Origin of the sequence: Micromonospora halotolerans (assembly GCF_032108445.1) — a bacterium.
GTDB classification, from domain to species: domain Bacteria; phylum Actinomycetota; class Actinomycetes; order Mycobacteriales; family Micromonosporaceae; genus Micromonospora; species Micromonospora halotolerans.
Map to the genome: position 1 here is coordinate 3863968 of NZ_CP134876.1, position 25274 is coordinate 3889241.

Below are 25274 nucleotides of genomic sequence, written 5' to 3' on the forward strand. Positions count from 1 at the left end.
GCCGCCGTGACATCGGCTAGCGTGCCGGGCATGCCCGTCGCGGTCGTCACCGACTCCACCGCCTACCTGCCGCCCGAGCTGGTCCGCGCGCACCGGCTCACCGTCGTCCCGCTGACCGTCGTGCTCAACGGCGCCGAGGGACTGGAGGGCATCGAGACGTTCCCGGAGGACGCCACCCGCGTCCTGAGCGGCCGGCGGGTCACGGTGAGCACCTCGCGGCCCGCCCCGGAACAGTTCGCGCAGGTCTACCGGGAGCAGCTCGCCGCCGGCGCCGACGGCGTCGTCTCGGTGCACCTCTCCGCCGAACTCTCCGGCACCGTCGAGGCGGCCCGCCTGGCCGCCGCGGAGGTCGGCGACGACCGGGTCACCGTGGTCGACAGCCGCTCCACCGGGATGGGCCTGGGCTTCCCGGTGCTCGCCGCCGCCGCGGCCGCCGCACAGGGCACGGACCTTTCCGGGGTACGCCAGGCGGCGCTCGACGCCGTCGACCGCACCACCATCTACTTCTACGTCGACACGCTGGAGTTCCTCCGCCGGGGCGGCCGGATCAACGCCGCCGAGGCGCTGCTCGGCACCGCCCTCTCGGTCAAGCCGATCATGCACATGCCGGACGGCGCGATCGTCGTGAAGGACAAGGTCCGCACCGCCAGCCGGGGCATCGCGCGCCTGGTCGACCTGGCCGTCGAGGCGGCCGGCGACGCCCAGGTCGACCTCGCCGTGCACCACCTCGCGGCGCCGCAGCGGGCCGACCAGCTGCTGGCCGCGCTCACCGAGCGGCTGGGCCACCGGCTGCACGACACGTACGTCTCCGAGGCCGGCGCGGTCATCGCCGCCCACGCCGGTCCGGGCCTCGCCTGCGTCGTCCTCCACCGACGCCCGTGACCGCGCTCGCCGGCGTGGCCGGTCCGGTGGTCCCCGCGTTCGGGGTTGGGCACGCAGGTCCGGTCGGGGTGGCCGGTTCGGTGGTCCCCGCGTTCGCCGCTGGGTGCGTCGGCTCGGTCGGCGTGGCCGGTGCCGTGGTCCCCGCGTTCGCCGTTGGGCGCGACGCCGGCTCGGTTGGCGTGGCCGGTGCCGTGCTCTGCGGGGCCGGCGCGGGCGTTGCCGTGCCTCGGGTGGTCCGATCTTGGAGAGTTTCCGGTCCTGCCGAACGGCAACTCGCCAAGATCTCCGGGCCTCGGGGGGTTCGATGAACGCGCGCTCCCATGTGGTCACCGGTGGGGGGCGGGGCGTCGGGCGGGCGATCGTCGAGCGGCTCGCCGCCGACGGTGACACCGTGGTCGTCGTCGAGCGGGACGAGGCCGCGCTGGCCTGGCTGGCCGGGCACCCGGCCGCCGACCGGCTGCGCGCCGTGGCCGGCGACGCCGCCGACGAGCAGGTCACCGGGCGGGCCGCCGACCTCGCCGAGGCGGCCGCCCCGCTCGCCGGCTGGGTCAACAACGCGGCCGTGTTCCGGGACGCCGCCCTGCACCGCGCGCCGGCGGGGGAGGTGTTCGACCTGATCGCCGCCAACCTGCGCCCCGCCGTGGTCGGCGCCGGCACCGCCGTACGCCGGTTCCTCGCCGCCGGCACCGGTGGCGCGATCGTCAACGTCTCCTCCCACCAGGCCAGCCGGGCGGTGCCGGGCGCCCTGCCGTACGCCACCGCCAAGGCCGCCGTCGAGGGGCTGACCCGGGCCCTCGCCGTGGACTACGGCCGCCGGGGGATCCGCACCAACGCGGTCGCGCTCGGGTCCATCCACACCGAGCGGCACGCCGCGTTCGTGGCCGGCCTCGACCCGGGGGAGGCCGACCGGGTCGAGGCGGAACTGGCTCGGCTGCACCCGGTGGGCCGGACCGGGCGTACCGGGGAGGTCGCCGACGTGGTCGCCTTCCTGCTCTCGGTGGGAGCGGCCTTCGTCAACGGCGTGACCCTGCCGGTCGACGGCGGCCGGGCGGCGCTCGGCCTGGACCCGGAGGCAGACTGAGCACCGGGAATCGTTCCGCGATCCTCCTGGATGCGGTGTCGGCTCGCCCGGCAGCCGGTGGTAGCCGTGGCCAACCGTCCCCGCCAGGTGGAGTGCGCGGCGGGGCAATCCGGCTCAGTGCCGGTCGGGCGGGGTGTCGGCCAGGCGGCGCGCTGTGAGCCCATCCCGGGCCTACTGCGGTTCGATGCCCCGGCTGCGCGCACCGACGCCGCATGCCGCCTCGCCCGGCGAGCTGTCACCAGCCGCGTAGCACAGCGCGGCCATGATCACGGGTCCGTCCACAGGGCACCTCCCCGTCCACAGGCCGGCCCTGACGTCGGGCCGGCCTGCCTCGCGTCGCCGTAGCGTCCAGCCGTGCCAGACGACGAGGAGACGACGGTACGGCGGCGGTTGTCCCGGCTGTTCGAGCCGGTCGACGAAGCCGCCCCGCGCGGCAGTGCCGCCCTGCCGGCGGGCCCCCGGCCCGCTCGGGGTGTCGACTCTGGCGGTGCCGCCCTGCCGGCGGGCCTCCGGCCTGCTCCGGATGTCGGCTCTGGCGGTGCCGCCCCTCCGGCACGCGCCGGGCTCGGGGCGGATGTCGGCTCCGGTCGTGCCGCCATCCCCTCGCGCGCCGGGCTCCGAGTGGACGTCGACCCTGGCCCGCCGTGGCCCGGGCGGTCCCCCGCCGCTGTTGATCCTCGGCCACTCGCAGCGGCCCGAGAGCTTGAGCCCGAGCGCGCAACCAGCTCCGCTCCAGAGCCGGACCAGGTGGACCCGGATCCGGAAACCCTCGGCGGATGGCCGCCGACGAGAGGGGTCGGCGAGGCCCTGGCGGCCGGGGCCGACGATGCCGGTGGCCGGCGACCTTCCCTCGCGTCCCGGCTGCCCGGCCCGGGCGCGTTCGATCCCGGCCGGCGAGGCGTGCGCGCCCTCGCTGCGGTGGCGGCCGTCGTGGTGCTGGTCGCCGGAGTCTGGGCCTGGCGCTCCCGGCCGCACGCCGAGCCGGTCCGCCCGGTCGCGACGGTCGACGCACCGGAGGCCCCCGCACCCGCGCCCAGCGGCTCCGCCGGTCAGGTGGTGGTCGCCCTCGCCGGCAAGGTCCGCCGGCCCGGCCTCGTCCGCCTCCCGGCCGGCGCCCGGGTGGCCGACGCGATCGAAGCGGCCGGTGGCGCGCTGCCCGGCGTGGACGTCGCCCTGCTCAACCCGGCCCGCAAGGTCGCCGACGGCGAGCTGATCCTCGTCGGCGTCGCCGCCCCGCCCGGGCAGGCCGCGGCGCCCGGAACGGCGGCCGGCGGGGGTGGGCCGGCGGCCGGTGGCGCGGCGCCGGGAAGCGGCCCGGTCAACCTGAACACCGCCACCCTGGCCCAGCTCGACGCCCTACCCGGCGTGGGTCCCGTGCTCGCGCAACGGATCCTCGACCACCGCGACCAGCACGGCGGGTTCCGCTCGGTCTCCGACCTGCGCCAGGTCGACGGCATCGGCGACGCCCGGTACGAGCAGCTCAAGGACCTGGTGACGGTGTGAGCACCACCGAGCCGCCCCGCGACGCCGACGGCAGCGGGACCGATGGGGGAGTGCCCGATCTGAGATTGGCCGGGCTGGCGGTGGCCGCCTGGCTCGCCGCTCTCGCCGGTCTGCACCTCACCGCGATGGCAAGCGTCTGGCTGGCCGCCGTCGCCGCCGGCCTGGCGCTCCTCACCGGCGCCCACCTGTCCGGCCTGCTCGGTCGCCCGGCCGCCCCGGTCCGCCGCTACGGCTGGATCGCGGTCGCCGTGCTGCTGGGTGTGGTCTGCGGTGCGACCGCCACCGCCGCCCGCCTCGCGGTCCGCGACGCCGGTCCGGTGCGGGCGCTCGTGGCCGAACGCACCCTGGTCACCGCCGAGCTGGTCGTCCGGGACGACCCGCGCCCCATCCGGGGAGCCGCCGGCCGCCCGGCCACCCTGCTGGTCCGGGCCGATTTGATCCGCCTCACCGACCCTGCCGGCCGCCAGGTCACCGGCAGGGTGCGCGGCCTGGTGCTGGCGAGCGACCCGGCCTGGCGCACGGTGCTGCCGGGGCAGCGGGCGACCGCACGGGGTCGGCTGTCGGCCCCGCGCGGCGGGGACCTGACGGCGGCGGTGCTGTCGGCCACCGGACCACCGGCCCGGCACGGTGCGGCGCCGTGGGCGCAGCGGGCAGCGGGCGCGCTGCGCACGGGGCTGCAGCGGGCCTGCGCGCCGCTTCCCGACGCGCCGGGCGGCCTGCTGCCCGGCCTCGCGGTGGGGGACACCAGCCGGCTGCCGCCGGAGGTGGAGGAGGACTTCCGGGCTACCGGCATGACCCATCTCAACGCGGTGTCCGGGTCCAATGTGGCCATCGTGGTCGGGGCGGTGCTGCTGCTCGCCCGCTGGGCGCGGGCCGGTCCCCGGATGGCCGCGGCGCTGTGCGTCCTCGCCCTGGTCGGGTTCGTGATCCTGGTCCGGCCCTCGCCGAGCGTGGTGCGGGCGGCGGCGATGGGGGCGATCGGGTTGGCCGCGCTCGCCACCGGGCGGTCCCGGGCCGCGCTGCCCGCCCTGGCCGCCGCGGTCACCGTGCTGGTGCTGGTCGACCCGGAGCTGGCCGGCGACCCCGGGTTCGCGCTCTCGGTCTGCGCCACCGGTGGACTGCTGCTGCTCGCCCCCGGCTGGCGGGACGCGCTGCGCCGGCGGGGCGTACCCCCGGGAGCGGCCGAGGCGCTGGCCGTGCCGGCGGCCGCGCAGCTCGCCTGCGGTCCGGTGATCGCGGGCCTCTCCGGGACGGTGAGCCTGGTCGCCGTGCCGGCGAACCTGCTGGCCGTGCCGGTCGTCGCGCCCGCCACCGTGCTGGGCGTGACGGCGGCGGTGCTGTCGCCGGTCTGGCCGGGCGGCGCCGAGTTCGCCGCCTGGCTGGCGAGCTGGCCGGCCCGCTGGCTGGTGACGGTGGCCGCGCAGGGGGCCCGGTTGCCCGCCGGGACGCTGCGCTGGCCGGGCGGGGTGGCCGGCGCCCTGCTGCTGGCCGCCGTCAGCGTGGCGCTGCTGGTGGCCGTCCGGCGCCCGGTGGCCCGGCGGCTGGTCGCGGTCGTCGTGGTCGCGGTGGTGCTCGGCACGCTGCCCGTCCGGCTGCTCGCGGCCGGCTGGCCGGCGCCGGGCTGGGTGGTCGTGGCGTGCGCCGTGGGGCAGGGGGATGCCGTGGTGCTGCCGGTGGCCGCCGGCCGGGCGGTCGTGGTCGACGCCGGCCCGGACCCGTCCGGGGTGGACGGCTGCCTGCGCCGGCTCGGCGTACGCGAGGTGTCGTTGCTGGTGGTCAGCCACTTCCACGCCGACCACGTGGGCGGGATCGCCGGGGTGTTCCGGGGCCGGCGGGTGGCGGCGGTGGCGATCCCGCAGTGGACCGAGCCGCCCTACGGGGCCGCCCAGGTGCGCGACGCGGCGCGCGAGGGCGGCAGCCCGCTGGCACCCGTGCAGGCGGGCTGGCGGTGGCGGGCCGGGGCGGTCGAGCTGGTCGCGGTCGGGCCGCCTTACCCGCTGCGCGGCAGCCGGTCGGACCCGAACAACAACTCGCTGGTGCTGGCCGCCACCGTGCGCGGGGTGCGGATCCTGCTGCCTGGCGACGCCGAGACCGAAGAGCAGCGGGCGCTGCTGGAGACGGTGCCGGCCGCGGCGATCCGGGCCGACGTGCTGAAGGTGGCTCACCACGGGTCGGCGTACCAGGATCCGGAGTTCCTCGCCGCCGTCCGACCGGCGGTCGCGCTGGTCTGTGTGGGCACCGACAACGACTACGGGCACCCCAACCCGGGCCTGCTGGACCGGCTGACCCGGGCCGGTGCGCGGGTGCTGCGCACCGACACCGACGGCGACGTCGCGGCCGTCCGCAGCGGTGCCGGGCTGGCGGTGGTGGCCCGGGGGAACGGTCCGGGGCGGCGGCCGTGAGACCGCCTCGGGATACCGCCCGACGATCGAGGGGGCTTGTCGGTATAGCTGGTAGATCGACTCGAATGTCGGGATTTGCGCTGACTGCGGGCTCTGCCGTCACAGTCCTCGATGAGCAGGCACGATCCGGTCGGGGGCCGTGCGAATATGGGCGACGTGACCCCCGCCAGCCTGCCCCCTATTCTGCTCGTTCTCGGCGACGAAGAGCTGCTCGCCACGCGAGCCGTCTCCGAAGCCGTCGCCCGGGCCCGCAGCGTCGACCCCGGTGTGGACGTCCGGGAATACCAGGCCGGCTCGTTGGCGGTGGGGGAGATCGCCGAGATGCTCAGCCCGTCGCTGTTCGGTGGCCGCCGGGTGCTCGTGCTCCGCTCCGGGCAGGACGCCCGCAAGGACCTGGTCACCGCCCTGCTGGGGTACGCGAAGAACCCCGACCCGGAGGTGCAGCTCGTGGTGCTGCACCTGGGCGGCGCCAAGGGCAAGGCGTTCGCCGACGGGCTGCGATCCGCGGGCGCGACCGTGGTGCCGGCTGCGAAGCTCAAGGGCCACCGGGAGCGGGTCGCCTTCGTCCGGGACGAGATCCGCCGCCTCGGCGGGAAGTGCACCGAGGACGCGGCCGAGGCGCTGATCGCGGCCGTCGGCACCGACCTGCGTGAGCTGGCCGCCGCCTGCTCCCAGCTCGTCGCCGACACCGACGGGCGGATCGGGGCGGACACGGTGTCCCGCTACTACCGGGGGCGGGTCGAGGTGACCGGCTTCACCGTGGCCGACGCGACGATGGTCGGCGACGTGCCCGGGGCCCTGGAGGCGTTGCGCTGGGCGCTGCACGTCGGTGTCGACCCGGTGCCGATCGCCGACGCGCTCGCCGACGGTGTGCGGACCGTGGCCCGGGTCGCCTCGGCCGGGCGGGGCAGCCCCTACCAGCTGGCGAGCAGCCTGGGCATGCCGGCGTGGAAGATCGAGCGGGCCCAGCGGCAGAGCCGCGGCTGGACGCCGGAGGGCCTGGTGGCGGCCATGCGGGCGGCCGCCGAGTGCAACGCGGCCGTCAAGGGCGGTGCCGACGACCGGGCGTACGCGCTGGAGCGGGCCGTGTTCTCCGTGGCCGCGGCGCGGCAGGGTGGCGGCCGGTGACCCGAACGTGGTCGACGGTCCCGGCGGACGAGGAGCGGTACCGGCCGCTCTACGCCCGGGTCCTCGGACTGCGTTTCGTCAACCCCGGCGGGGTGCTCTGCTTCCTCTTCTTCGAGGGTGCTGTGGCGCTGGCCGTGCTGCTCGCGCTCGCCGAGCTGGTCACCTGGTGGGCGGTGCTGGTGCTGCCGGCGGCGGTGGCGGTCATGGTGAAGCTCAACGACATGGTCGCCGAGGTGGTGATCCGCAGCGCGGCGCAGGTGCCGGAGCAGGAGCGGGACCGCTTCCGCCGGCAGATGGAGCCGGTCATCGGGCGGGCGAGCGTGCCCTCCATGGCCCGCGCGCTGCCGGGCCGGGTGGCCCTGGCTGGCGACCCGACCGTGCTGGCGGCGCGCCCCGCCGATCCGACGTTGCGGGCGGCCCGTCCCGCCGACTCGACCGGCGAGGCTGAGCGCTGGCCGGACCCGCCCCGCCACGACCCGTACCACTGAACGGGCCGCCGGCGGGTCGCTGAAGCGCCGCGCCTGCCCGGCGGGCACGGGTAGCGCGCCGGTCAGGTCACGAGGTCCGGAGAGCCGGGCGGGCGGGCTGGTTCGGCACGCGGTGCCGACCAAGGGCTGCGGGAACGCAGACGACCGGAAGCCCCGGGGCGGTGAGCCCCGGGGCTTCCGGTGAGGTCTACGGCGTTCGTCAGGCCGAGAACGAGGCGACGCGCTGGGCGATCGCCGACTTCCGGTTGGCCGCCTGGTTGGCGTGGATGACACCCTTGCTGGCAGCCTTGTCCAGCTTGCGGGTGGCCTCACGCATGAGCGTGGTGGCCTTCTCGGTGTCGCCCGCCTCGGCAGCCTCGTTGAACTTCCGGATGGCGGTCTTCAGCGACGACTTGACCGACTTGTTACGCAGCCGGCGCTTCTCGTTCTGCCGGTTGCGCTTGATCTGGGACTTGATGTTCGCCACGCGACAGCCTCGTCTTGATAGCTCGGGTTGGTCTGCTTTCATGCACGACGGACATGCGTCATCGCCGCGCGAAAAGCCAGGTTACCAGGTCGCCCGGCGGCGAGCCAAAACGCCTCCGATGCCCCAAGGTCGTCCGGCCTGCTCGACCCGGCCCGGCGCCCCCGGCTGAGCCGCGGACACGCCGGCCCCGATCCTCCGCCGTCACCGCGGGCGCGGCGTCCGGCGCGGAAATCTGCACCGCCGGGAGCACGCTCAGGCCCAGCCCTGGCGGGCGGCGAGCCAGCCGAGCGCCTGCTCGCCGCTCCAGCGCTGGTGGGTCCGGATATGCGGGGAGGCGGTGGACGGGCCGGCGGCGGCGCTGGTGAGGAAGTAGCCGGAGAGTGCGGCGAGAGTCACGTCCAGCGCGTCGGCCGGGGCGCCCGCCGCGGCCGGGTGGCCGGCGAAGGCGGCGTCCGCGTCGAGGCCGCTCGCGTGGGCGGTGATCAGCAGGCTGACCAGGTCGAACCAGGCCGGCCCGTGGCAGAGCCAGGTCCAGTCGCAGATCCAGGCGCGGCCGGTGGCGTCCAGCAGCACGTTGTCCACCCGCAGGTCGCCGTGTGCCAGGCCGGGGGCGGCGTCGGCGTACCCGGGGAGGCGGGCCTCCAGCGCGGCCAGCTCGGGCAGCGGGGCCCAGGGCGGCAGCGCCGGTGCCGGCTCACGGCCGGCGGCCACCTCGCCCCACCAGAGGATGTCGTCGCGGGCGAGGTCCGCGAGGCGCGGGAGCCTGAGCGCCACGAGGTCCGCGGGTGGCGCGGCGAGCGCGGTGGCCACCTCGGCGTACGCGGTGAGGGCGGCGTCCAGCTCGGCCGGGTCCCAGGGCAGCCGGGGGGTGTGCCCGTCGACCGCGTCCAGGGCGAGCGCGTACCAGCCGGCCTCGGTGAGCGCCCAGCGCGGGCGGGGGACCGGCAGGCCGGCGGGGAGGCGGGCCAGGACGGCCGCCTCGTGGGCGTACCAGTCGACCAGGTGCCGCTGCTCGGCCAGCGCCGCCGCCTTAACGAAGACGGGCTCGCCGGCCGGGCCGGTGAGCACGGCGGCGAAGCCGCGGGTGAAGCCCGCCCCAGCCGGGCGGACCGTCACCGGAGGGCCGCCGAGCCGGGCGGCCAGCGCGTCGCGCAGCCCGGCCGGCAGCGCGGCCCAGCCCGGCCGGTCGGCGGTCGCGTCGTACGGCACCGGGGGCAGGGAGATCGCGGGCACCCGCCCATGCTGCCGCACCGGGACGTCGGCGCGCTCCGCCAGGACGTCGGTGCGCTCTGCCAGACTGCGGGGCCATGAGGACCGACGAGTTCTGGCAGTTGATCGACAGCGCCCGGGCCGGGGGCGGGGGCGAGCCCGCGGCGGTCGCCGCCCGCGCGGTCGCCCTGCTGGCCGAGCGGGACCCGGAGGAGATCGTCGGGTACGCCCACCACCAGCAGCGGGTGCTCGCCGCGTCGTACAAGGTCGACCTCTGGGGCGCGGCGTACCTGATCAACGGCGGCGCCTCGGACGACGGCTTCGAATACTTCCGGGGCTGGCTCATGACCCAGGGCCGGGCGGTGTTCGCCCGGGCGGTCACCGAGCCGGATTCCCTCGCGGAGCTGCCGCAGGTCCGGGCCGCCGCGCTCAGCGGCGAGGAGTTCGAGTGCGAGGCCATGCTGGCGGTGCCGTGGGAGGCCTACCGGAAGGCCACGGCGGCCGACCTGCCGGCGGACCGGGACCCGGTCCGGGCGCCGGACCTGAACGACTTCTGGGACTTCGACGACGAGGACGAGGCGCGGCGGCACCTGCCGAAGCTCGCCGCCCTCTTCGTCGAGCCGCCCGAGGAGTGACGCCGGGGGGATGACGGGGGAGCACCGGCGCGCCCCGGGCGACGTGGGAGCATAGAGGGGGCCGGCGGCGCGCCGGCCCGCTCACGTCAGCCGATCAGAACGGACAGCTGTGCCACCGACGCTCGATCCCGGCGCGAACGCTCCTGGTGCCACCGACCCGGCGCGCATCAGGAACTTCTGCATCATCGCCCACATCGACCACGGGAAGTCGACCCTGGCCGACCGGATGCTGCAGCTCACCGGCGTGGTCGACCCTCGGCAGATGCGCGCCCAGTACCTCGACCGGATGGACATCGAGCGCGAGCGCGGCATCACCATCAAGAGCCAGGCCGTCCGCATGCCGTGGACCATCCGCGAGGGCGACCGGACCGGCGAGTCCGCCGTGCTCAACATGATCGACACCCCGGGCCACGTGGACTTCACCTACGAGGTGTCCCGGTCGCTGGCGGCCTGCGAGGGCGCCATCCTGCTGGTCGACGCCGCCCAGGGCATCGAGGCGCAGACGCTGGCCAACCTCTACCTGGCGCTCGAGAACGACCTGCACATCATCCCGGTGCTCAACAAGATCGATCTGCCGGCCGCCCAGCCGGAGAAGTACGCGGAGGAACTGGCCCACCTCATCGGCGGCGACCCGGCGGACTGCATCCGGGTCTCCGGCAAGACCGGTGAGGGCGTGCCGCACCTGCTCGACGAGATCGTCCGGCAGTTCGTGCCGCCGGTCGGCAAGGCCGACGCCCCGGCCCGCGCGATGATCTTCGACTCGGTCTACGACGTCTACCGGGGCGTGGTCACCTACGTCCGGGTGATCGACGGGCTGATCAGCGCCCGGGACCGGATCAAGATGATGTCCACGGGCGCCGTCCACGAGCTGCTGGAGATCGGCGTCATCTCGCCGGAGATGGTGAAGGCCGACGCGCTCGGGGTCGGCGAGGTGGGCTACCTGATCACCGGCGTGAAGGACGTCCGCCAGTCCCGGGTCGGCGACACGGTCACCATCAACGCCAACCCGGCGAAGGAGGCCCTCGGCGGCTACAAGGACCCGAAGCCGATGGTCTACTCCGGCCTCTACCCGATCGACGGGTCCGACTACCCGAACCTCCGCGAGGCGCTGGACAAGCTCAAGCTGAACGACGCCGCCCTGGTGTACGAGCCGGAGACGTCGGGCGCGCTCGGCTTCGGCTTCCGCTGCGGCTTCCTCGGCCTGCTGCACCTGGAGATCATCCGGGAGCGGCTGGAGCGGGAGTTCAACCTCGACCTCATCTCCACGGCGCCGAACGTGGTCTACCGGGCCATCCAGGAGGACGGCCTGGAGATCGTGGTGACCAACCCGAGCGAGTACCCGACCGGCAAGATCGCCGAGGTGTACGAGCCGACGGTGCGGGCCACCGTGCTCACCCCGAACGACTACGTCGGCGCGGTGATGGAGCTGTGCCAGGGCCGCCGGGGCAGCCTGCTCGGCATGGACTACCTGTCCGCCGACCGGGTGGAGCTGCGGTACACCCTGCCGCTGGCCGAGATCATCTTCGACTTCTTCGACCAGCTCAAGAGCCGCACCAAGGGCTACGCCTCGCTGGACTACGAGCCCTCCGGCGAGCAGGCGTCCGACCTGGTCAAGGTCGACATCCTGCTGCACGGTGAGCCGGTGGACGCGTTCAGCGCGATCGTGCACAAGGACAAGGCGTACAACTACGGCACGACGATCGCGGCGAAGCTGCGCACGCTGATCCCGCGCCAGCAGTTCGAGGTGCCCATCCAGGCGGCCATCGGCAGCCGGGTGATCGCCCGGGAGACCATCCGCGCCATCCGCAAGGACGTGCTCGCCAAGTGCTACGGCGGTGACATCAGCCGGAAGCGCAAGCTGCTGGAGAAGCAGAAGGAGGGCAAGAAGCGGATGAAGATGGTGGGCCGGGTCGAGGTCCCCCAGGAGGCCTTCATCGCCGCGCTCTCCTCGGACTCCGGCGATGGCAAGGCCGCCGGCAAGAAGTAACGCCTCCGCGCCACACGGCCGGTGTCCCGCACGAGCGGGGCGCCGGCCGTTCGCGTACCCGGAGATTTTTCCCGGCCGGCGGACCGGCGCGGAACCGCTCCCACCTGGGAGATCCCCGGCGGACCGGAACCGACGCACGACGGGCCGGCGGGCGGCGCGGGGGGTGAGTCGGTTTGGTTTTTCGGCGGCTCGGGAACTTACCGGTCACGACAGGAAGCACACAGATCGTGTGAAACTTCTTAGAAGGAGAAGACCGTGGACCTCACCGTCTGGGGCATCATCACCGCGCTCGTCGTTGGTCTGATCGTCGGCGCTCTGGGCCGCCTGGTCGTCCCGGGCCGTCAGAACATGCCGATGTGGCTGCACATGCTGATCGGCGTCGGCGCCGCGCTGCTGGGCACCGTCCTGGCCCGCGCGCTCGGCATCGCCACCGAGACCTCCGGCATCGACTGGATGGAGCTGCTGGTCCAGGTCGTGCTGGCCGCCATCGCCGTGGCCCTGGTGGCCGGCGTGGGTCGCCGTCGCAGCGTCTCGCGCTACTGACGCACACCTCCGAAGCGCCTCAGCGGGCGCCCGACCGGTCGGTCGGGCGCCCGCTGGCGTTCGTGCTCGGGAAAGGGAATTGAAGCCGGTCAGCCGCGAAGGGCCGGCCCGGCGGCGCTTCCCGCGCCCGGATCCGGCCAGGAAATCCCACGTCAGAGCCGTTCGGAGCAATTCGTCACCGGAGTCGGTTTGGATTTTCGGCGGGTCGGGAACTTAGCGGTCACGACAGGAACCACACGACATCGTGTGACTCATTGAAAGAGGAGGAGGGCGACCGTGGAGCTCACCGTTTGGGGCATCATCACCGCGCTCATCGTTGGTCTGATCGTCGGCGCTCTGGGCCGCCTGGTCGTCCCGGGCCGTCAGAACATGCCGATGTGGCTGCACATGCTGATCGGCGTCGGCGCCGCGCTGCTGGGCACGATCGTCGCCCGGGCGTCCGGCTTCGCCGACACGGCCGGCATCGACTGGCGGGAGCTGCTGCTGCAGGTTCTGTTCGCCGCCATCGCCGTGGCCCTGGTGGCCGGCGTGGGTCGCCGCCGCGGCGTCTCGCGCTACTGACCCCCATCCCCGAAGCGCGCCGGCGGGCGCCCGACCAATCGGTCGGGCGCCCGCCTGCTGTCTCCGCCCTGAGCTGCCCGGACGGCACCCCTGCCGCCCGGGCCTCCGGCTGCGATACGGTCGCCTCGGCCGCCCGCCGCGAGTACCCCCTGTTGTAAAGGAAATTTTCCTACTAAGGTGCGGCGGAGAAGGTTAATGCCAAACGGCCCGAGGGGGATATGGCGTGAACAGGTGGAAGCGGCTGGCCCCGGTCACCGCCATCGTGGCCTCGGCCGCGATGGTGCTCTCCGGGTGCGGTGGCTCCGGCGACGACGACAAGGCCGCCGACAACAGCAAGCTGACGGTCTGGATGATGGGTGAGGGCGGCGACGCCCAGACCAAGTTCCTCGACGGCGTCGAGGCGGAGTTCAAGAAGAAGCACCCGGAGACCGACGTCGTGGTGCAGTACATCCCCTGGCTCGAGGCGCCGAAGAAGTTCCAGGCCGCGCTCGCCGGCGGGGAGGGACCCGACGTCACCGAGCTGGGCAACACCGAGACCCAGGGCTGGGCGGCGCAGGAGGCCCTCGCCGACGTCACGGAGAAGTTCAACGGCTGGTCCGAGGGCAAGGACATCCTTCCCGACCTGGTGAAGAACGCCCAGCTCGACGGCAAGCAGTACGGCGTGCCGTGGTACGCGGGCGTGCGGGCCATCTACTACCGCACCGACTGGTTCGCCGAGGCGGGCGTGAAGCCGCCGACGACCTGGGACGAGCTGGTCAGCGTCGCGAAGACAGTCCAGGCCAAGAAGCCGGGGACCTACGGCATCGCCCTGCCCGGCAACTCCGAGCTGCCGTTCTACTCGTTCCTCTGGGCGGCCGGCGCGGAGATCGCCACCAAGGACGGCGACAGCTGGAAGTCCGGCTACAACACGCCCGAGGCGCAGAAGGCCGTCAAGTTCTGGACCGACCTGGTGACCGTGCACAAGGTGGCCCCGCCGGCCGCCGCCGCCTGGAACGAGGTCGACGCCCGCACCCAGTTCGCCACCGGCAAGGCCGCCATGGCGTTCGCCGGTAGCTGGCAGGGCGGCGCCATGAAGAAGGACAACCCGGATATCGAGAAGGTGTGGGGCACGTTCCCCATCCCGGGTCCGGACGGCAAGGCGGCCCCGGCCTTCGCCGGCGGTTCCGACATCGCCCTCTGGAAGGACAGCAAGCGGCAGGCGCTGGCCTGGGACTACCTGACCGTCCTGCTCAGCAAGCAGAAGGACCAGGAGTTCGCCAGCAGCCTCGGCTTCTTCCCCGTCTACAAGGACCTGGTCAGCGGCGGCAACTACGCCAACGACAAGGTGATGGCCGCGTTCGCCACCGCCATGCAGAACACCAAGCTGACCCCCCTCACCCCGAAGTGGGTCGAGGTGAGCCGGACCAAGACGGTGACCCAGGCCATGAACAGCTCGGTCATCAAGGGCCAGAAGACGGTCGAGAAGGCCACCGCCGACGCGGCCACCGAGATGGAAAGCATCCTCAACGCCAAGTGACCACGCTGACCGAGGCCACCGGCGAAGCCGCCGCGCGGGAGACCCCCGCGCGGCGGCGCCGTCGCGTGGACCGTCTCCCGTACCTGCTGCTCCTGCCGTGCCTGGCGATCATCGCGGTGCTGCTGCTCTGGCCGCTCGGCCAGGTCGTGATGATGTCCTTCTACAAGCTGAACAGCGTCCGGCAGCTGCGGGGGGACCGCGAGTGGCCGTGGGTGGGCCTGGCCAACTACACCCAGATCCTCGGTGACCCGTTCTTCCGTACGGTGCTGCGCAACACCGTGCTCTTCGCCGTGGCCAACGTGGTGCTCACCATGATCCTCGGCACCCTGGTCGGGCTGCTGCTCAACCGGCTCGGCCGGAAGATGGCCACGTTCGTGGCCAGCTGCGTGATGCTGGCCTGGGCCACGCCGGCGCTCACCGGCACCATCGTCTGGAAGTGGATCTTCGACGACACCAGCGGCCTGGCCACCTGGCTGTTCAACAAGCTCCCCGACGGGCTCTCCACGGCGCTGTTCGGGCGCAGTGACTGGACCGGCTACGGCTGGTTCAACGACCCGCTGCTGTTCTTCGCCATCCTGACCCTCGTGGTGGTCTGGCACTCGTTCCCGTTCATCGCGGTCAGCGTGCTGGCCGGCCTGAAGAGCGTGCCGAGCGAGCTCCAGGAGGCCGCCCGGGTGGACGGGGCCGGCCCGTGGCGCGTCTTCTGGTCGGTGACCTTCCCGATGCTGCGGCCGGTGTTCGGCATCCTCGTGGTGCTCTCCACGATCTGGGACTTCAAGGTCTTCACCCAGCAGTTCGTGCTGGCCGGCGGCACCCAGGACCGGTCGACGTTCATGCTGTCGATCTACTCCTACGCGGAGGCGTTCTCGCCACCGCCCAAGTACGGGCTGGGCTCGGCGATCGCCGTCATCCTCACCCTGATCCTGCTGGTGGTGACCGGCGTGTACGTCCGTATGGTGCTGCGGCAGGAGGACGAGTCGTGAAGAAGATCGCCCTCAACGGCGCCGGCCTGCTGGTCGCGCTCTTCGCGGCCTTCCCGGTCTACTGGATGGTCGCCACCTCGCTGAAGCCCAACAAGGAGATCTTCGCGGCCACGCCGCGCCCGGTGCCGGCGGAGCCGACCCTGGAGCACTACCGGGAGATCCTCACCGGCAACCTCATCCCGGGCGTCTCCTTCACGGACTTCTTCCTCAACAGTGCCCTGGTCGCGGTGGCCACCGTGGTGCTGAGCGGGCTCGTCGCACTGCTCGCCGCGACCGCGGTGGCCCGGTTCCGCTTCAAGCTGCGCACCACCTTCCTGATCCTGCTGCTGGTGGTGCAGATGATCCCGCTGGAGGCGCTGGTCATCCCGCTGTTCCTGATGATCCAGCGGCTCGGGCTCTACAACACCCTGCCCAGCCTGATCCTGACCTACCTCGGCTTCTCGCTGCCGTTCGCGGTCTGGATGCTGCGCGGCTTCGTGGCCGCGGTGCCCAAGGAGCTGGAGGAGGCCGCGGCGATCGACGGGGCCAGCCGGGCCCAGACGTTCCGCAAGGTGCTCTTCCCGCTGGTCGCTCCCGGCCTCGTGGCGACCAGCATCTTCTCCTTCATCACCGCCTGGAACGAGCTGATCTTCGCGTTGACGTTCATCAACGACCAGCACCGGTACACGCTGCCGGTGGCCATGACGTTCTTCTTCGGGCGGGACGACACCGCCTGGGGTTCGGTGATGGCCGCCTCGACGCTGTTCACCCTGCCGGTGATCGTCTTCTTCCTGCTGGTCCAGCGCCGGATGGTCTCCGGCCTCGTCGCCGGCGCGGTCAAGGGCTGACAAGGAGGGGTCCCCGGTTAACGCCTGCGGTGGAGCAGGGGCCCCTGCTTAACACGATTTCCGGGGTCCACCTCGGGCCGTAGGCTCGCCGGCATGACGGGCAGGCTGGCGGCGGTGAACATCGGCGGGGTGACCGAGGCGGAGTGGGCGGGCGACCCGAGCGGTCGCAGCGGCATCGACAAGCGGCCGGTCGACGGCCGCGTGGAGATCCGCCTCGCCGGCGTCACCGGTGACTTCATCGGCGAGCGGGCCCACCACGGCGGCCCCGACCAGGCGGTCTACTCCTACGCCGAGGAGGACGCCGGCTGGTGGGCCGGCGAGCTGGGCCGGGCGCTGCGGCCGGGCGCCTTCGGCGAGAACCTCACCACCTGGGCGGTGGACGTCACCGGGGCGGTGATCGGCGAGTGCTGGGCGGTCGGCTCGGCCGTCCTCCAGGTCACCAAGCCACGCACCCCGTGCGCCACCTTCGCCGGGTTCTGGGGTGTGCCCGACCTGATCAAGCGGTTCACCGTCCACGGCGCGCCCGGGGCGTACCTGCGGGTGCTGCGCGAGGGCGAGGTGGGCGCCGGCGATCCCGTCGAGGTGGTCGACCGGCCCGCGCACGGGGTGACGATCGGCGAGGTGTTCCGGGCGACCACCCTGGAGCCGGAGCTGCTGCCGCGCCTGCTCGACGTGCCGGAGCTGCCCGAGTCGGTGCGGGCCAAGGTCCGCCGCCGCCTCGGCGTCGCCGCCGGCTGACCGCCCGGGCCGCCCGGGCCGCCGAGACGGGCCAGGCCGGCGTCAGGCCGCGGCGAAGACCTCGGCCAGCACCTGGCTGGCCGGGTCGCCCTTCACCCTGGCCCAGGTGCCCTGCTCGGCCGTCCACTCCAGGCCGCCGAAGCGCACCCGCTTCACCCCGTGGTCGTCGGCGTGCGAGACGAGCCAGTGGGCGTACCGCCAGCCGTTGCGGCTGTCGGCGGCCGGCACGGTCAGCCCGGTCAGGTCGGTGCCCGAGGCCAGCTCCGGCAGGCCCCAGTCCAGGGCCAGGCTCTGCATGAGGGCGCTGGCGGCGGCCGGGCCGCGCATCGTCGGCGTCGGGCCGACCGTGCAGGCCACCGCCCCGGTCGCGTCGCCGAGCAGGGCGCGGGTGAGCACCTGCGACTCGTCCGCCCACTTCTCGTACGCCTCGGGGTAGGCCGACCGCTGCACCCGCTGGGCGGCCTCGGTCACCCGCAGCTTCTCCCAGCCCTTGACCTTCTTCAGCGCGGCGTAGAACTTCTTCGCCGCGTAGCGCGGGTCGCGGATCTCCTCGGGGGTGCCCCAGCCCTGGCTCGGGCGCTGCTGGAACAGGCCGACCGAGTCCCGGTCGCCGTGGGCGATGTTGCGCAGGTGCGACTCCTGGTACGCCGTCGCCAGCGCCACGATCACGGCGCGCTCGGGCATCCCGCGCTGCACGCCGATGGCCGCGATGGTGGCCGCGTTGGCCATCTGGTCGGCGCCGAGCACGACCTCGCCGTCGGCCTGGACGGTGCAGGTCCGGCTGGCCAGCGGCAGCCGCAGGTGATGCCCGAACTGCTTCGCGACGAACCACACGCCGAGCAGGGCCAGCACCGCCACCACCACACCCGATGCCACGATCGCCGCTCGCGTTCGCACCCGCACCCCCAGTCCCGACAGCCCGCCAAGCGTACGTCGCCCACTCCCGTCTCCGGGTCGGCCGACCGGACGCCTCCCGCTGCGTCACCGCCCCGGCACGCCCCGCGTCCGGGGGGCCTTTCGGTCTCAGTCTCCGGCGGGCACCCAGGCCGCGGGCCGCTTCTCCCGGAACGCGAGGACGCCCTCCCGGCCCTCCTCGGACAGGAAGTACCCCGTGGAGAGCGTGGCCAACTCGGCGATCTCGGCCCGCAGGTCGGTGGCGGCCGGCCGGCGCAGCAGCTCCTTGGTGCCGGCGAGCGCCTTCGGCGCGCCCTTCACGAGCGAGGCGCGGTAGCGCGCCACGGCGTCGTCCAGCGCGTCCGCCGGCACGGCGGCGGTGACCAGGCCGATCTCGGCGGCCCGCCGGCCGTCGAAGGTGTCGCCGGTCAGGTACAGCTCGGCGGCGGCCCGGGGGTGCAGCCGGGGCAGCACGGTCGCCGAGATCACCGCCGGGATCACCCCGATCCGGACCTCGGTGAAAGCGAACGTCGCCTCCTCGGCGCAGACCGCCAGGTCCGCGGCGGCGATCAGGCCCAGCCCGCCGGCCCGCGCCGGCCCGGCCACCCTCGCCAGCACCGGCTTCGGGCACTCCCGCACCGCGACCAGCACGTCGCCCAGCATTCCGGCCGGCACGCTCCCGCTGGCGTACGCGGCGGCGGTCTCCTTCAGGTCGGCCCCGGAGCAGAACACCGGGCCGGTGTGGTCCAGCACGATGGCCCGGACCGCGTCGTCGGCGACCGCCGCGGCCAGCCCGGCCAGCAGCTCGGTCATCAGCGGGGTGGAGAGCGCGTTGCGGTTGTGCGGGCTGTCCAGGGTGAGGGTGGTCACCCCACGGGCCGTGGCGACCCGCACGAGAGCGTCCGGAGAGGTCATGCCGGGCACACTAGTGGCCATGCCCGGCGTCCTTCCAGAAGGCGAACCCGTCCCGCGCGACGGGGCGCTGCCCGCTGCCGCCCGCCGCTCCGTCGGCGCGCGCGGCTTCGGCGTGTACGTGCACGTCCCGTTCTGCGCCAGCCGGTGCGGCTACTGCGACTTCAACACCTACACGGCCGCCGAGCTCGGCGGCGGTGGCAGCCGCGAGACGTACGCCGACACCGTGCTGGCCGAGCTGGCTCTCGCCGGCCGGGTGCTGGGCGACACCCCGCCGCCCCGGGTGGACACCGTCTTCGTCGGCGGCGGCACCCCCACCCTGCTGCCCGCCGACGACCTGGCCCGGATCCTCGACGGCATCGACCGCACCTGGGGGCTGGCGGCCGACGCCGAGGTGACCACCGAGGCCAACCCCGAGACGGTCACCCCGGAGTCGCTCAAGACGCTGCGGGCCGCCGGCTACACCCGGATCTCGCTGGGCATGCAGTCCGCGGCGCCCGGGGTGCTGGCGATCCTCGACCGGCAGCACAGCGCCGGCCGTGCCACCGCCGCGGCGCTGGAGGCGCGGGACGCCGGGTTCGAGCACGTGAACCTGGACCTGATCTACGGCACGCCGGGGGAGTCGGCCGAGGACTTCGCCGCCTCGCTGGACCAGGTGGTCGCGGCGGGGGTGGACCACGTCAGCGCGTACGCCCTCATCGTGGAGGACGGCACCCGGTTGGCCGCGCGGATGCGCCGCGGCGAGCTGCCGTACCCCAGTGACGACGTGGCGGCGGACCGCTACCTGGCCGCGGAGGCGGCCCTCGCGGCGGCCGGCTTCTCCTGGTACGAGGTCTCCAACTGGGCCCGCTCCGAGGCGGCCCGGTGCCGGCACAACCTGCTCTACTGGACCGGCGCCGACTGGTGGGGCCTCGGCCCGGGGGCGCACAGCCACGTCGGCGGGGTGCGCTGGTGGAACGTCAAGCACCCGACGGCGTACGCCCAGCGGCTGGCCGCCGGGGAGTCGCCCGGCCTGGCCCGGGAGGTGCTCACGCCGGACGAGGCGCACATGGAGGACGTGATGCTGCGGCTGCGGCTCGCCGACGGGCTGCCCCTGTCCGGGCTCGACGAGGCGGGCCGGGCGGGCGCCGAGCGGGCCCGGGCCGGCGGCCTGCTGGACGCCGGCGCGTACGCCGCCGGGCAGGCGGTGCTCACCCTGCGCGGCCGGCTGCTGGCCGACGCGGTCGTCCGCGACCTGCTGCCCTGACCGGACCGGCCGGCCCCCGGAAAGGGGAACCGGCCGGAGGGCGGGTCACTTGATCAGGCTGGCCGACATCGGGTAGCGGTAGAGCTGGCCCTCGTTGGCCTTCACCCCGGCCAGGATGCCGAAGATGATGCCGATGATCATCGCGCCGAGAGCGATCACGAAACCGATCAGGATGCAGGCGAGAATCCAGCCGACCACCGCGATGATCGACCAGATGAGCTGGAAGTTCAGCGCGGCGATCGCGTGCGCGCGGACGGTCGGCGACTGGTTGCCGCGGGCGAGCAGGGCGACCAGCGGGGCCACCCAGCCGAGCACGCCGCCACCGACGAACATCCCGGCCGCCCCGCCGAAGTGCGCGACCAGGGCCCACGTCTTGTCGTCGTTGTTGGCGTAGCCGGCGGGCGGCCCGTAGGAGCCGCCGCCCGGGTAGCCGCCACCCGGCGGGGGATAGCCGCCGGGGGGTGGGTAGCCGCCCGACGGCGGCTGTCCGCCGGGAGGCGGGGCATAGCCACCGGGCGGGGGATAGCCGCCCCCCGCCGGTGCCCCGGACAGTGGTGCGGTGGGTGGTTCGCCGGCCGGCGACGAGCCGTACGGTGCCGACGGGGGGGTCGGCTCCGGCGGCGGTGCGCCGGAGTCCCCCGCTCCGGGAGGGCGAGGAGGTTCAGTCATGGACGTCACGGTAGGTCCCGGAGGCAAGGGCGCACCAGAGCGACATCGCCCGGGATGTCCGGCTGTTCGGCCCTGGCGGGTCCGGTGTGCCGCGGGCCCCACCGGAGGTACGTCGCTGATCATCGCGTCGGCGGGCCGGCCGACGTAGACTGGCACTCGCTACAGTCGAGTGCCAGACGCCCGGCGGACGCCGCGCGCCGGGGCGGACGAGGTGCGTCAGGAGGTGGGGAGATGGGTCTCGACGACCGCAAGCTCGCCGTGCTGCGCGCGATCGTCGAGGACTACGTCGCCACGCAGGAGCCGGTCGGCAGCAAGGCCCTGGTCGAGCGCCACCAGCTGGGTGTCTCCCCGGCGACCGTCCGCAACGACATGGCGGTGCTGGAGGAGGAGGGCTACATCCGGCAGCCGCACACCAGTGCCGGCCGGGTGCCCACCGACCGCGGCTACCGGCTGTTCGTCGACCGGCTCTCCCGGGTCAAGCCGCTCAGCCCGGCCGAGCGCCGGGCGATCGAGCGCTTCCTGGTCGGCGCGGTCGACCTGGACGACGTGGTGCACCGCACCGTCCGGCTGCTGGCCCAGCTCACCCGGCAGGTCGCCGTCGTGCAGTACCCGAGCCTGGCCCGCTCCAAGGTGCGCCACCTGGAGCTGGTGCCGATCTCCACCACCCGGCTGATGGTCGTCATGATCGCTGACACCGGCCGGGTCGAGCAGCGGCTGGTCGAGATGCCCGGCCCGATCCCGGCCGAGGACGTCACCCACCTGCGCCGCCTGGTCAACGAAAAGCTCGTCGGCAGCCGGCTGTCCGACACCCCGCCGCTGGTGCAGGCCCTCGTCGACGAGTCCACCCCGCAGCTGCGCCCGGCCATGGCCACGCTCTCCACCGTGCTGCTGGAGACCCTCGTCGAACGGCACGAGGAGCGCATCGCGCTGGCCGGCACGGCCAACCTGACCCGGGGCGGCCTGCTCGACTTCCAGGGCTCGCTGCGCCCGATCCTCGAGGCGCTCGAGGAGGAGGTCGTGCTGCTCAAGCTGATCGGCGAGACCGAGCCGAGCACCACCCGGGTGCTCATCGGCGACGAGAACGAGATCGACAACCTGCGCGCCGCCTCGGTGGTCAGCACCGGGTACGGCCCGGGCAGCACGATCGTCGGTGGGCTCGGCGTGCTCGGGCCGACCCGGATGGACTACCCCGGCAATATCGCCATGGTGAGGGCCGTGGCACGCTACGTGGGCGAGTTGCTGGCCCAGAACTGACCAGTCAGACCGACGGCCGGCTCCGGCCGCCGACCGGCGCAACGCGAGACGAACATGAGGACACCGAACGCAGTGGCCAGGGACTACTACGGCATTCTCGGCGTGAGCCGGGACGCCTCCGACGACGAGATCAAGCGCGCCTACCGCAAGCTGGCGCGGCAGTTCCACCCGGACGTCAATCCGGACCCGGAGGCACAGGAGAAGTTCAAGGACATCAACGCCGCGTACGAGGTCCTCTCGGACGATCGGAAACGGCAGATCGTCGACCTGGGTGGCGACCCGCTCGCCCCGGGCGGCGGGGGCGCGGGTCCGGGTGGTCCGGGCGGCGCCGGCCCGTTCGTCGGCTTCCAGGACATCATGGACGCCTTCTTCGGCGGGGCGGCGGGCGGCAGCCGCGGCCCGCGGCCGCGTACCCGGCCGGGCGCCGACGCGATCCTGCGGCTGGAGCTGGACCTGAACGAGACGGCGTTCGGCGTCGAGGCGCCGATCACCGTCGACACCGCCGTGCTCTGCACCACCTGCTCCGGCGCGGGCACCGCGGCGGGCACCCACCTGGCCACCTGCGAGGCGTGCGGCGGCCGGGGCGAGGTGCAGTCGGTGCAGCGGACCTTCCTCGGCCAGGTGGTCTCGGCCCGGCCGTGCACGGTCTGCCAGGGCTACGGCACCACCATCCCGCACCCCTGCCCGACCTGCGCGGGCGACGGCCGGGTGCGCACCCGGCGCTCGCTCACCGTCAAGATCCCGGCGGGCGTCGAGGACGGCATGCGGATCCGGCTGGCCCAGCAGGGCGAGGTCGGTCCGGGCGGCGGCACCGCCGGCGACCTCTACGTGGAGATCCACGAGCGGCCGCACGACGTCTACTCCCGCAAGGGCGACGACCTGCACTGCCGGGTCACCGTGCCGATGACCGCGGCCGCGCTCGGCACCCGGCTGACCATCAAGACCCTGGACAGCGAGGAGACGGTCGACGTCAAGTCGGGCACCCAGCCGGGCAGCACCCTGCGGCTGCGCGCCCGGGGCGTACCGCACCTGCGCGGCACCGGCCGGGGCGACCTCTACGTCCACCTGGACGTGCGGACCCCGACCAAGCTCGACGCCGACCAGGAGCGGATGCTGCGCGACTTCGCCAAGACCCGCGGCGAGGAGGTCGCCGAGCTGACCAAGCAGGGCGGCTTCTTCTCCCGGATGCGCGACGCCTTCAACGGGCACGCCTGAGGTGTCGGCGCCGCTGTTCCTGGTCGAGGCGCTGCCCACCGGTGACACGCTGACGCTGGACGGCCCCGAGGGGCACCACGCGGCCACCGTGCAGCGGCTGCGCGTCGGCGAGGAGCTGCTGCTCGCCGACGGGCGGGGCGGCACGGCCGGCGCCGTGGTCACGGCCGTCGGCAAGGGCACCCTCGACCTCCGGGTCACCTCCCGCGGGTACGAGGACGCGTCCGTCCCCCGGCTGGTCGTGGTGCAGGGCATCGCCAAGGGTGACCGGGGCGAGCTGGCCGTGCAGGCGATGACCGAGGTCGGCGTGGACGAGATCGTCCCGTGGGCGGCGTCCCGCTCGGTGACCCAGTGGCGCGGCGAGCGGGGCGTACGCGCCCGGGAGAAGTGGGCGGCCACCGCCCGGGAGGCCGCCAAGCAGGCCCGCCGCCCGTGGCTGCCGGTGGTGGCCGGCACGCCCGACGAGTCCACCACCACGGTGGCCCGGCGGATCTCCGGCGCGGCCGCCGCGTTCGTCCTGCATGAGGAGGCCGACGAGCGGCTGACCACGGGCGCCCTGCCCGACACCGGCGAGATCGTCCTGGTGGTCGGCCCCGAGGGCGGCATCGCCCCCACCGAGCTGTCGGCGTTCCGCGAAGCCGGCGCCCGTGCCGTGCGGCTCGGCCCCTCGGTGCTGCGCACGTCGACGGCCGGCGTGGCCGCGCTCAGCGTGCTGTCCACCCGCCTCGGTCGCTGGTAGCCCGGCCGGTCCTCCGCGCTCGCGGGTGACCCCGGGCACCTCTCGCATCCGCCTTTGCTCTGCAGCCATCGACGCACCACCTCTCTGAGGGTGGCGCTGCGTAGGTGGCTGCAGAGCAAAGCGAGCGCGGCAGGGGGGCCCGCGCTCCCGTCGGACGCGCGCCCGGCCGGCGTCAGGTGCGCAGGTAGGAGGCGCCGTTGAGGTCGACGATGGTGCCGGAGGCCCACTCGGCCTCGGGGCTGGCCAGCCAGTGCACCGCCGCGGCGATCTCCTCGGGGCGGGCCACCCGGTTGAACGGGGACTGGGCGCGAATGGCCGCGCCCCGCTCGCCGCTCAGGTGGGTGGTGGTCATGTCGGTCGCCACGAAGCCCGGCGCGACCGTCGCCACCGCGATCCCGTACGGGGCCAGGGCCAGCGCCAACGACTGACCGAGCGCGTTCAGCCCCGCCTTGCTCGCCCCGTACGCGGGCTGCTCCGGCTCGCCCCGGAAGGCGCCCCGGGACGACACGTTCACGATCCGGCCGCCCCGCTCGCGCATGTGCTGGGCGGCGCACCAGGTGACGTTCGCGGCGCCGGTCAGGTTGGTCTCCAGGACCAGCCGCCACTGCTCCTGCCACTGGTCGTACGTGTTCCCGAAGACCGGGTGGGGCAGGTCGCGGGGGCCGTAGACGCCGGCGTTGTTGACCAGGACGTCGATGCCGCCCAGGCGACGCGCCGCCTCGTCCACCATGGCCCGCACGGCCTCCGGGTCGGCCAGGTCGGCGCGGACCACCACGTGCCCGTCGCCGGGCAGCTCGGCGCGCAGCGCCTCGGCCAACTCCGCGGAGTCCCGGTGGTGGACGGCCACCCGGTCCCCGCCCTTCGCGAACGCCCGCGCCACCGCACGGCCGATGCCGCGCGAGGCCCCCGTCACCAGTACCGCCCGTCCCGCCATGCCGGCCATCCTGCCGCACCCAATCCCGTGGTTAGGAAGGGGCCCTTCCTATGCACGAGGCGTTAACAGGGGGCCCTTCCTTACACTGCCCCGATGGGAACCGACTGCCTGTTCTGCCGGATCGTCACCGGGGAGATCCCGGCCACCATCGTCCGCGAGACCGCCACCACGCTGGCGTTCCGGGACATCGACCCGAAGGCGCCCACCCACGTGCTGGTGATCTCCAAGGAGCACTATGCGGACGTGGCCACCCTGGCCCAGGGCGACCCGGGCCTGGCCGGTGAGCTGCTGGGCACCGCCGCCGTGGTGGCCGAGGAGGAGGGGCTGACCGTGGACGGCTTCCGGCTCATGTTCAACACCGGCCCGTACGGCGGTCAGGAGGTCTTCCACGTGCACGCGCACCTGCTGGGCGGCGCGCCGCTCGGCCCGATGCTCTGCCGCTGACGCGCTGCCTAGACTGCCTTC

The 25274-nt window shown here is 74.0% G+C and carries 25 protein-coding genes; 19 read left to right on the forward strand and 6 right to left on the reverse strand.

What is annotated here, in order from left to right; all coding sequences use genetic code 11:
* Positions 1–30 precede the first annotated feature (30 nt).
* From RMN56_RS18400 to RMN56_RS18425, 6 genes are all read left to right on the forward strand, one after another.
* Complete coding sequence (locus tag RMN56_RS18400; protein ID WP_313718683.1) at positions 31–882, forward strand: DegV family protein; 852 nt, start codon at positions 31–33, stop codon at positions 880–882.
* A gap of 304 nt (positions 883–1186) precedes the next feature.
* The gene (locus tag RMN56_RS18405) at positions 1187–1963 is read left to right on the forward strand and encodes an SDR family NAD(P)-dependent oxidoreductase (RefSeq protein ID WP_313718684.1); all 777 of its coding nucleotides are present in this window, start codon (positions 1187–1189) and stop codon (positions 1961–1963) included.
* Between the two features lie 621 nt (positions 1964–2584).
* Positions 2585–3466 carry a ComEA family DNA-binding protein gene (locus RMN56_RS18410; protein ID WP_313718685.1) on the forward strand — a complete coding sequence of 294 codons (882 nt, stop codon included), beginning with the start codon at positions 2585–2587 and terminating at the stop codon, positions 3464–3466.
* The gene (locus tag RMN56_RS18415) at positions 3463–5868 is read left to right on the forward strand and encodes a ComEC/Rec2 family competence protein (protein ID WP_376787198.1); all 2406 of its coding nucleotides are present in this window, start codon (positions 3463–3465) and stop codon (positions 5866–5868) included. The genes RMN56_RS18410 and RMN56_RS18415 overlap by 4 nt, the downstream gene beginning before the upstream one ends.
* A 147-nt stretch (positions 5869–6015) precedes the next feature.
* On the forward strand, positions 6016–6996 hold the full coding sequence (gene holA / locus RMN56_RS18420) for a DNA polymerase III subunit delta (RefSeq protein ID WP_313718686.1): 981 nt from the start codon (positions 6016–6018) through the stop codon (positions 6994–6996).
* Entirely contained in the window at positions 6993–7484 is a 492-nt protein-coding gene (locus RMN56_RS18425; RefSeq protein ID WP_313718687.1) for a hypothetical protein, read from the forward strand. Before holA ends, RMN56_RS18425 begins: the two co-directional genes overlap by 4 nt.
* Positions 7485–7683: 199 nt before the next feature.
* On the opposite strand, the gene rpsT is transcribed toward RMN56_RS18425, so the two are convergent.
* Complete coding sequence (gene rpsT, locus RMN56_RS18430; RefSeq protein WP_151464914.1) at positions 7684–7950, reverse strand: 30S ribosomal protein S20; 267 nt, start codon at positions 7948–7950, stop codon at positions 7684–7686.
* A gap of 252 nt (positions 7951–8202) precedes the next feature.
* A complete protein-coding gene (locus RMN56_RS18435; protein ID WP_313718688.1) occupies positions 8203–9183 on the reverse strand; it encodes a phosphotransferase family protein in 981 nt (326 codons plus the stop codon).
* Positions 9184–9257: 74 nt separating this feature from the next.
* Between RMN56_RS18435 and RMN56_RS18440 the strand changes: the two genes are divergently transcribed.
* The 8 genes from RMN56_RS18440 (at position 9258) to RMN56_RS18475 (ending at position 16949) form a co-directional block, all read left to right on the forward strand.
* Positions 9258–9794 carry a DUF4240 domain-containing protein gene (locus RMN56_RS18440; protein ID WP_313718689.1) on the forward strand — a complete coding sequence of 179 codons (537 nt, stop codon included), beginning with the start codon at positions 9258–9260 and terminating at the stop codon, positions 9792–9794.
* A gap of 109 nt (positions 9795–9903) precedes the next feature.
* Positions 9904–11781: a translation elongation factor 4 gene (gene lepA / locus RMN56_RS18445; RefSeq protein ID WP_313718690.1), complete on the forward strand. Its 1878-nt coding sequence runs from the start codon at positions 9904–9906 to the stop codon at positions 11779–11781.
* Positions 11782–12036: 255 nt separating this feature from the next.
* The gene (locus RMN56_RS18450; protein WP_151464918.1) at positions 12037–12324 is read left to right on the forward strand and encodes a GlsB/YeaQ/YmgE family stress response membrane protein; all 288 of its coding nucleotides are present in this window, start codon (positions 12037–12039) and stop codon (positions 12322–12324) included.
* A gap of 276 nt (positions 12325–12600) precedes the next feature.
* Positions 12601–12885 (forward strand): GlsB/YeaQ/YmgE family stress response membrane protein, encoded by a 285-nt coding sequence (locus tag RMN56_RS18455; RefSeq protein ID WP_189198069.1) that lies wholly within the window; start codon positions 12601–12603, stop codon positions 12883–12885.
* A 223-nt stretch (positions 12886–13108) separates the two neighbouring features.
* Entirely contained in the window at positions 13109–14401 is a 1293-nt protein-coding gene (locus tag RMN56_RS18460; protein WP_313718691.1) for a sugar ABC transporter substrate-binding protein, read from the forward strand.
* Positions 14398–15384, forward strand: a complete 987-nt coding sequence (locus RMN56_RS18465) for a carbohydrate ABC transporter permease (RefSeq protein ID WP_262282049.1) — start codon at positions 14398–14400, stop codon at positions 15382–15384. Before RMN56_RS18460 ends, RMN56_RS18465 begins: the two co-directional genes overlap by 4 nt.
* Positions 15381–16211 carry a carbohydrate ABC transporter permease gene (locus RMN56_RS18470; RefSeq protein WP_313718692.1) on the forward strand — a complete coding sequence of 277 codons (831 nt, stop codon included), beginning with the start codon at positions 15381–15383 and terminating at the stop codon, positions 16209–16211. The genes RMN56_RS18465 and RMN56_RS18470 overlap by 4 nt, the downstream gene beginning before the upstream one ends.
* 93 nt (positions 16212–16304) lie before the next feature.
* Positions 16305–16949: an MOSC domain-containing protein gene (locus RMN56_RS18475; RefSeq protein ID WP_313718693.1), complete on the forward strand. Its 645-nt coding sequence runs from the start codon at positions 16305–16307 to the stop codon at positions 16947–16949.
* Positions 16950–16991: 42 nt separating this feature from the next.
* Here the strand turns inward: RMN56_RS18475 and RMN56_RS18480 are convergent, their stop codons facing one another.
* A complete protein-coding gene (locus RMN56_RS18480; RefSeq protein WP_313718694.1) occupies positions 16992–17852 on the reverse strand; it encodes a hypothetical protein in 861 nt (286 codons plus the stop codon).
* 120 nt (positions 17853–17972) lie between these two features.
* Positions 17973–18758, reverse strand: a complete 786-nt coding sequence (locus tag RMN56_RS18485; protein WP_313718695.1) for an enoyl-CoA hydratase-related protein — start codon at positions 18756–18758, stop codon at positions 17973–17975.
* A 19-nt stretch (positions 18759–18777) separates the two neighbouring features.
* Between RMN56_RS18485 and hemW the strand changes: the two genes are divergently transcribed.
* Positions 18778–20001: a radical SAM family heme chaperone HemW gene (gene hemW, locus RMN56_RS18490; protein WP_313718697.1), complete on the forward strand. Its 1224-nt coding sequence runs from the start codon at positions 18778–18780 to the stop codon at positions 19999–20001.
* Between the two features lie 45 nt (positions 20002–20046).
* Here the strand turns inward: hemW and RMN56_RS18495 are convergent, their stop codons facing one another.
* Positions 20047–20670 (reverse strand): DUF4870 domain-containing protein, encoded by a 624-nt coding sequence (locus RMN56_RS18495; RefSeq protein WP_313718698.1) that lies wholly within the window; start codon positions 20668–20670, stop codon positions 20047–20049.
* Positions 20671–20901: 231 nt separating this feature from the next.
* Here RMN56_RS18495 and hrcA point away from each other — a divergent pair, with 231 nt between their 5' ends.
* From hrcA to RMN56_RS18510, 3 genes are all read left to right on the forward strand, one after another.
* Positions 20902–21924 (forward strand): heat-inducible transcriptional repressor HrcA, encoded by a 1023-nt coding sequence (gene hrcA / locus RMN56_RS18500; protein WP_313718699.1) that lies wholly within the window; start codon positions 20902–20904, stop codon positions 21922–21924.
* A 72-nt stretch (positions 21925–21996) separates the two neighbouring features.
* Positions 21997–23139, forward strand: coding sequence for a molecular chaperone DnaJ (dnaJ, locus tag RMN56_RS18505; RefSeq protein WP_313724783.1), 1143 nt, complete (start codon positions 21997–21999; stop codon positions 23137–23139).
* Position 23140: 1 nt separating this feature from the next.
* Positions 23141–23875: a 16S rRNA (uracil(1498)-N(3))-methyltransferase gene (locus RMN56_RS18510; protein WP_313718700.1), complete on the forward strand. Its 735-nt coding sequence runs from the start codon at positions 23141–23143 to the stop codon at positions 23873–23875.
* A gap of 172 nt (positions 23876–24047) precedes the next feature.
* Here the strand turns inward: RMN56_RS18510 and RMN56_RS18515 are convergent, their stop codons facing one another.
* Positions 24048–24809, reverse strand: a complete 762-nt coding sequence (locus tag RMN56_RS18515) for an SDR family NAD(P)-dependent oxidoreductase (protein ID WP_313718701.1) — start codon at positions 24807–24809, stop codon at positions 24048–24050.
* Between the two features lie 93 nt (positions 24810–24902).
* Between RMN56_RS18515 and RMN56_RS18520 the strand changes: the two genes are divergently transcribed.
* Positions 24903–25253 carry a histidine triad nucleotide-binding protein gene (locus RMN56_RS18520; protein ID WP_313718702.1) on the forward strand — a complete coding sequence of 117 codons (351 nt, stop codon included), beginning with the start codon at positions 24903–24905 and terminating at the stop codon, positions 25251–25253.
* Positions 25254–25274 lie beyond the last annotated feature (21 nt).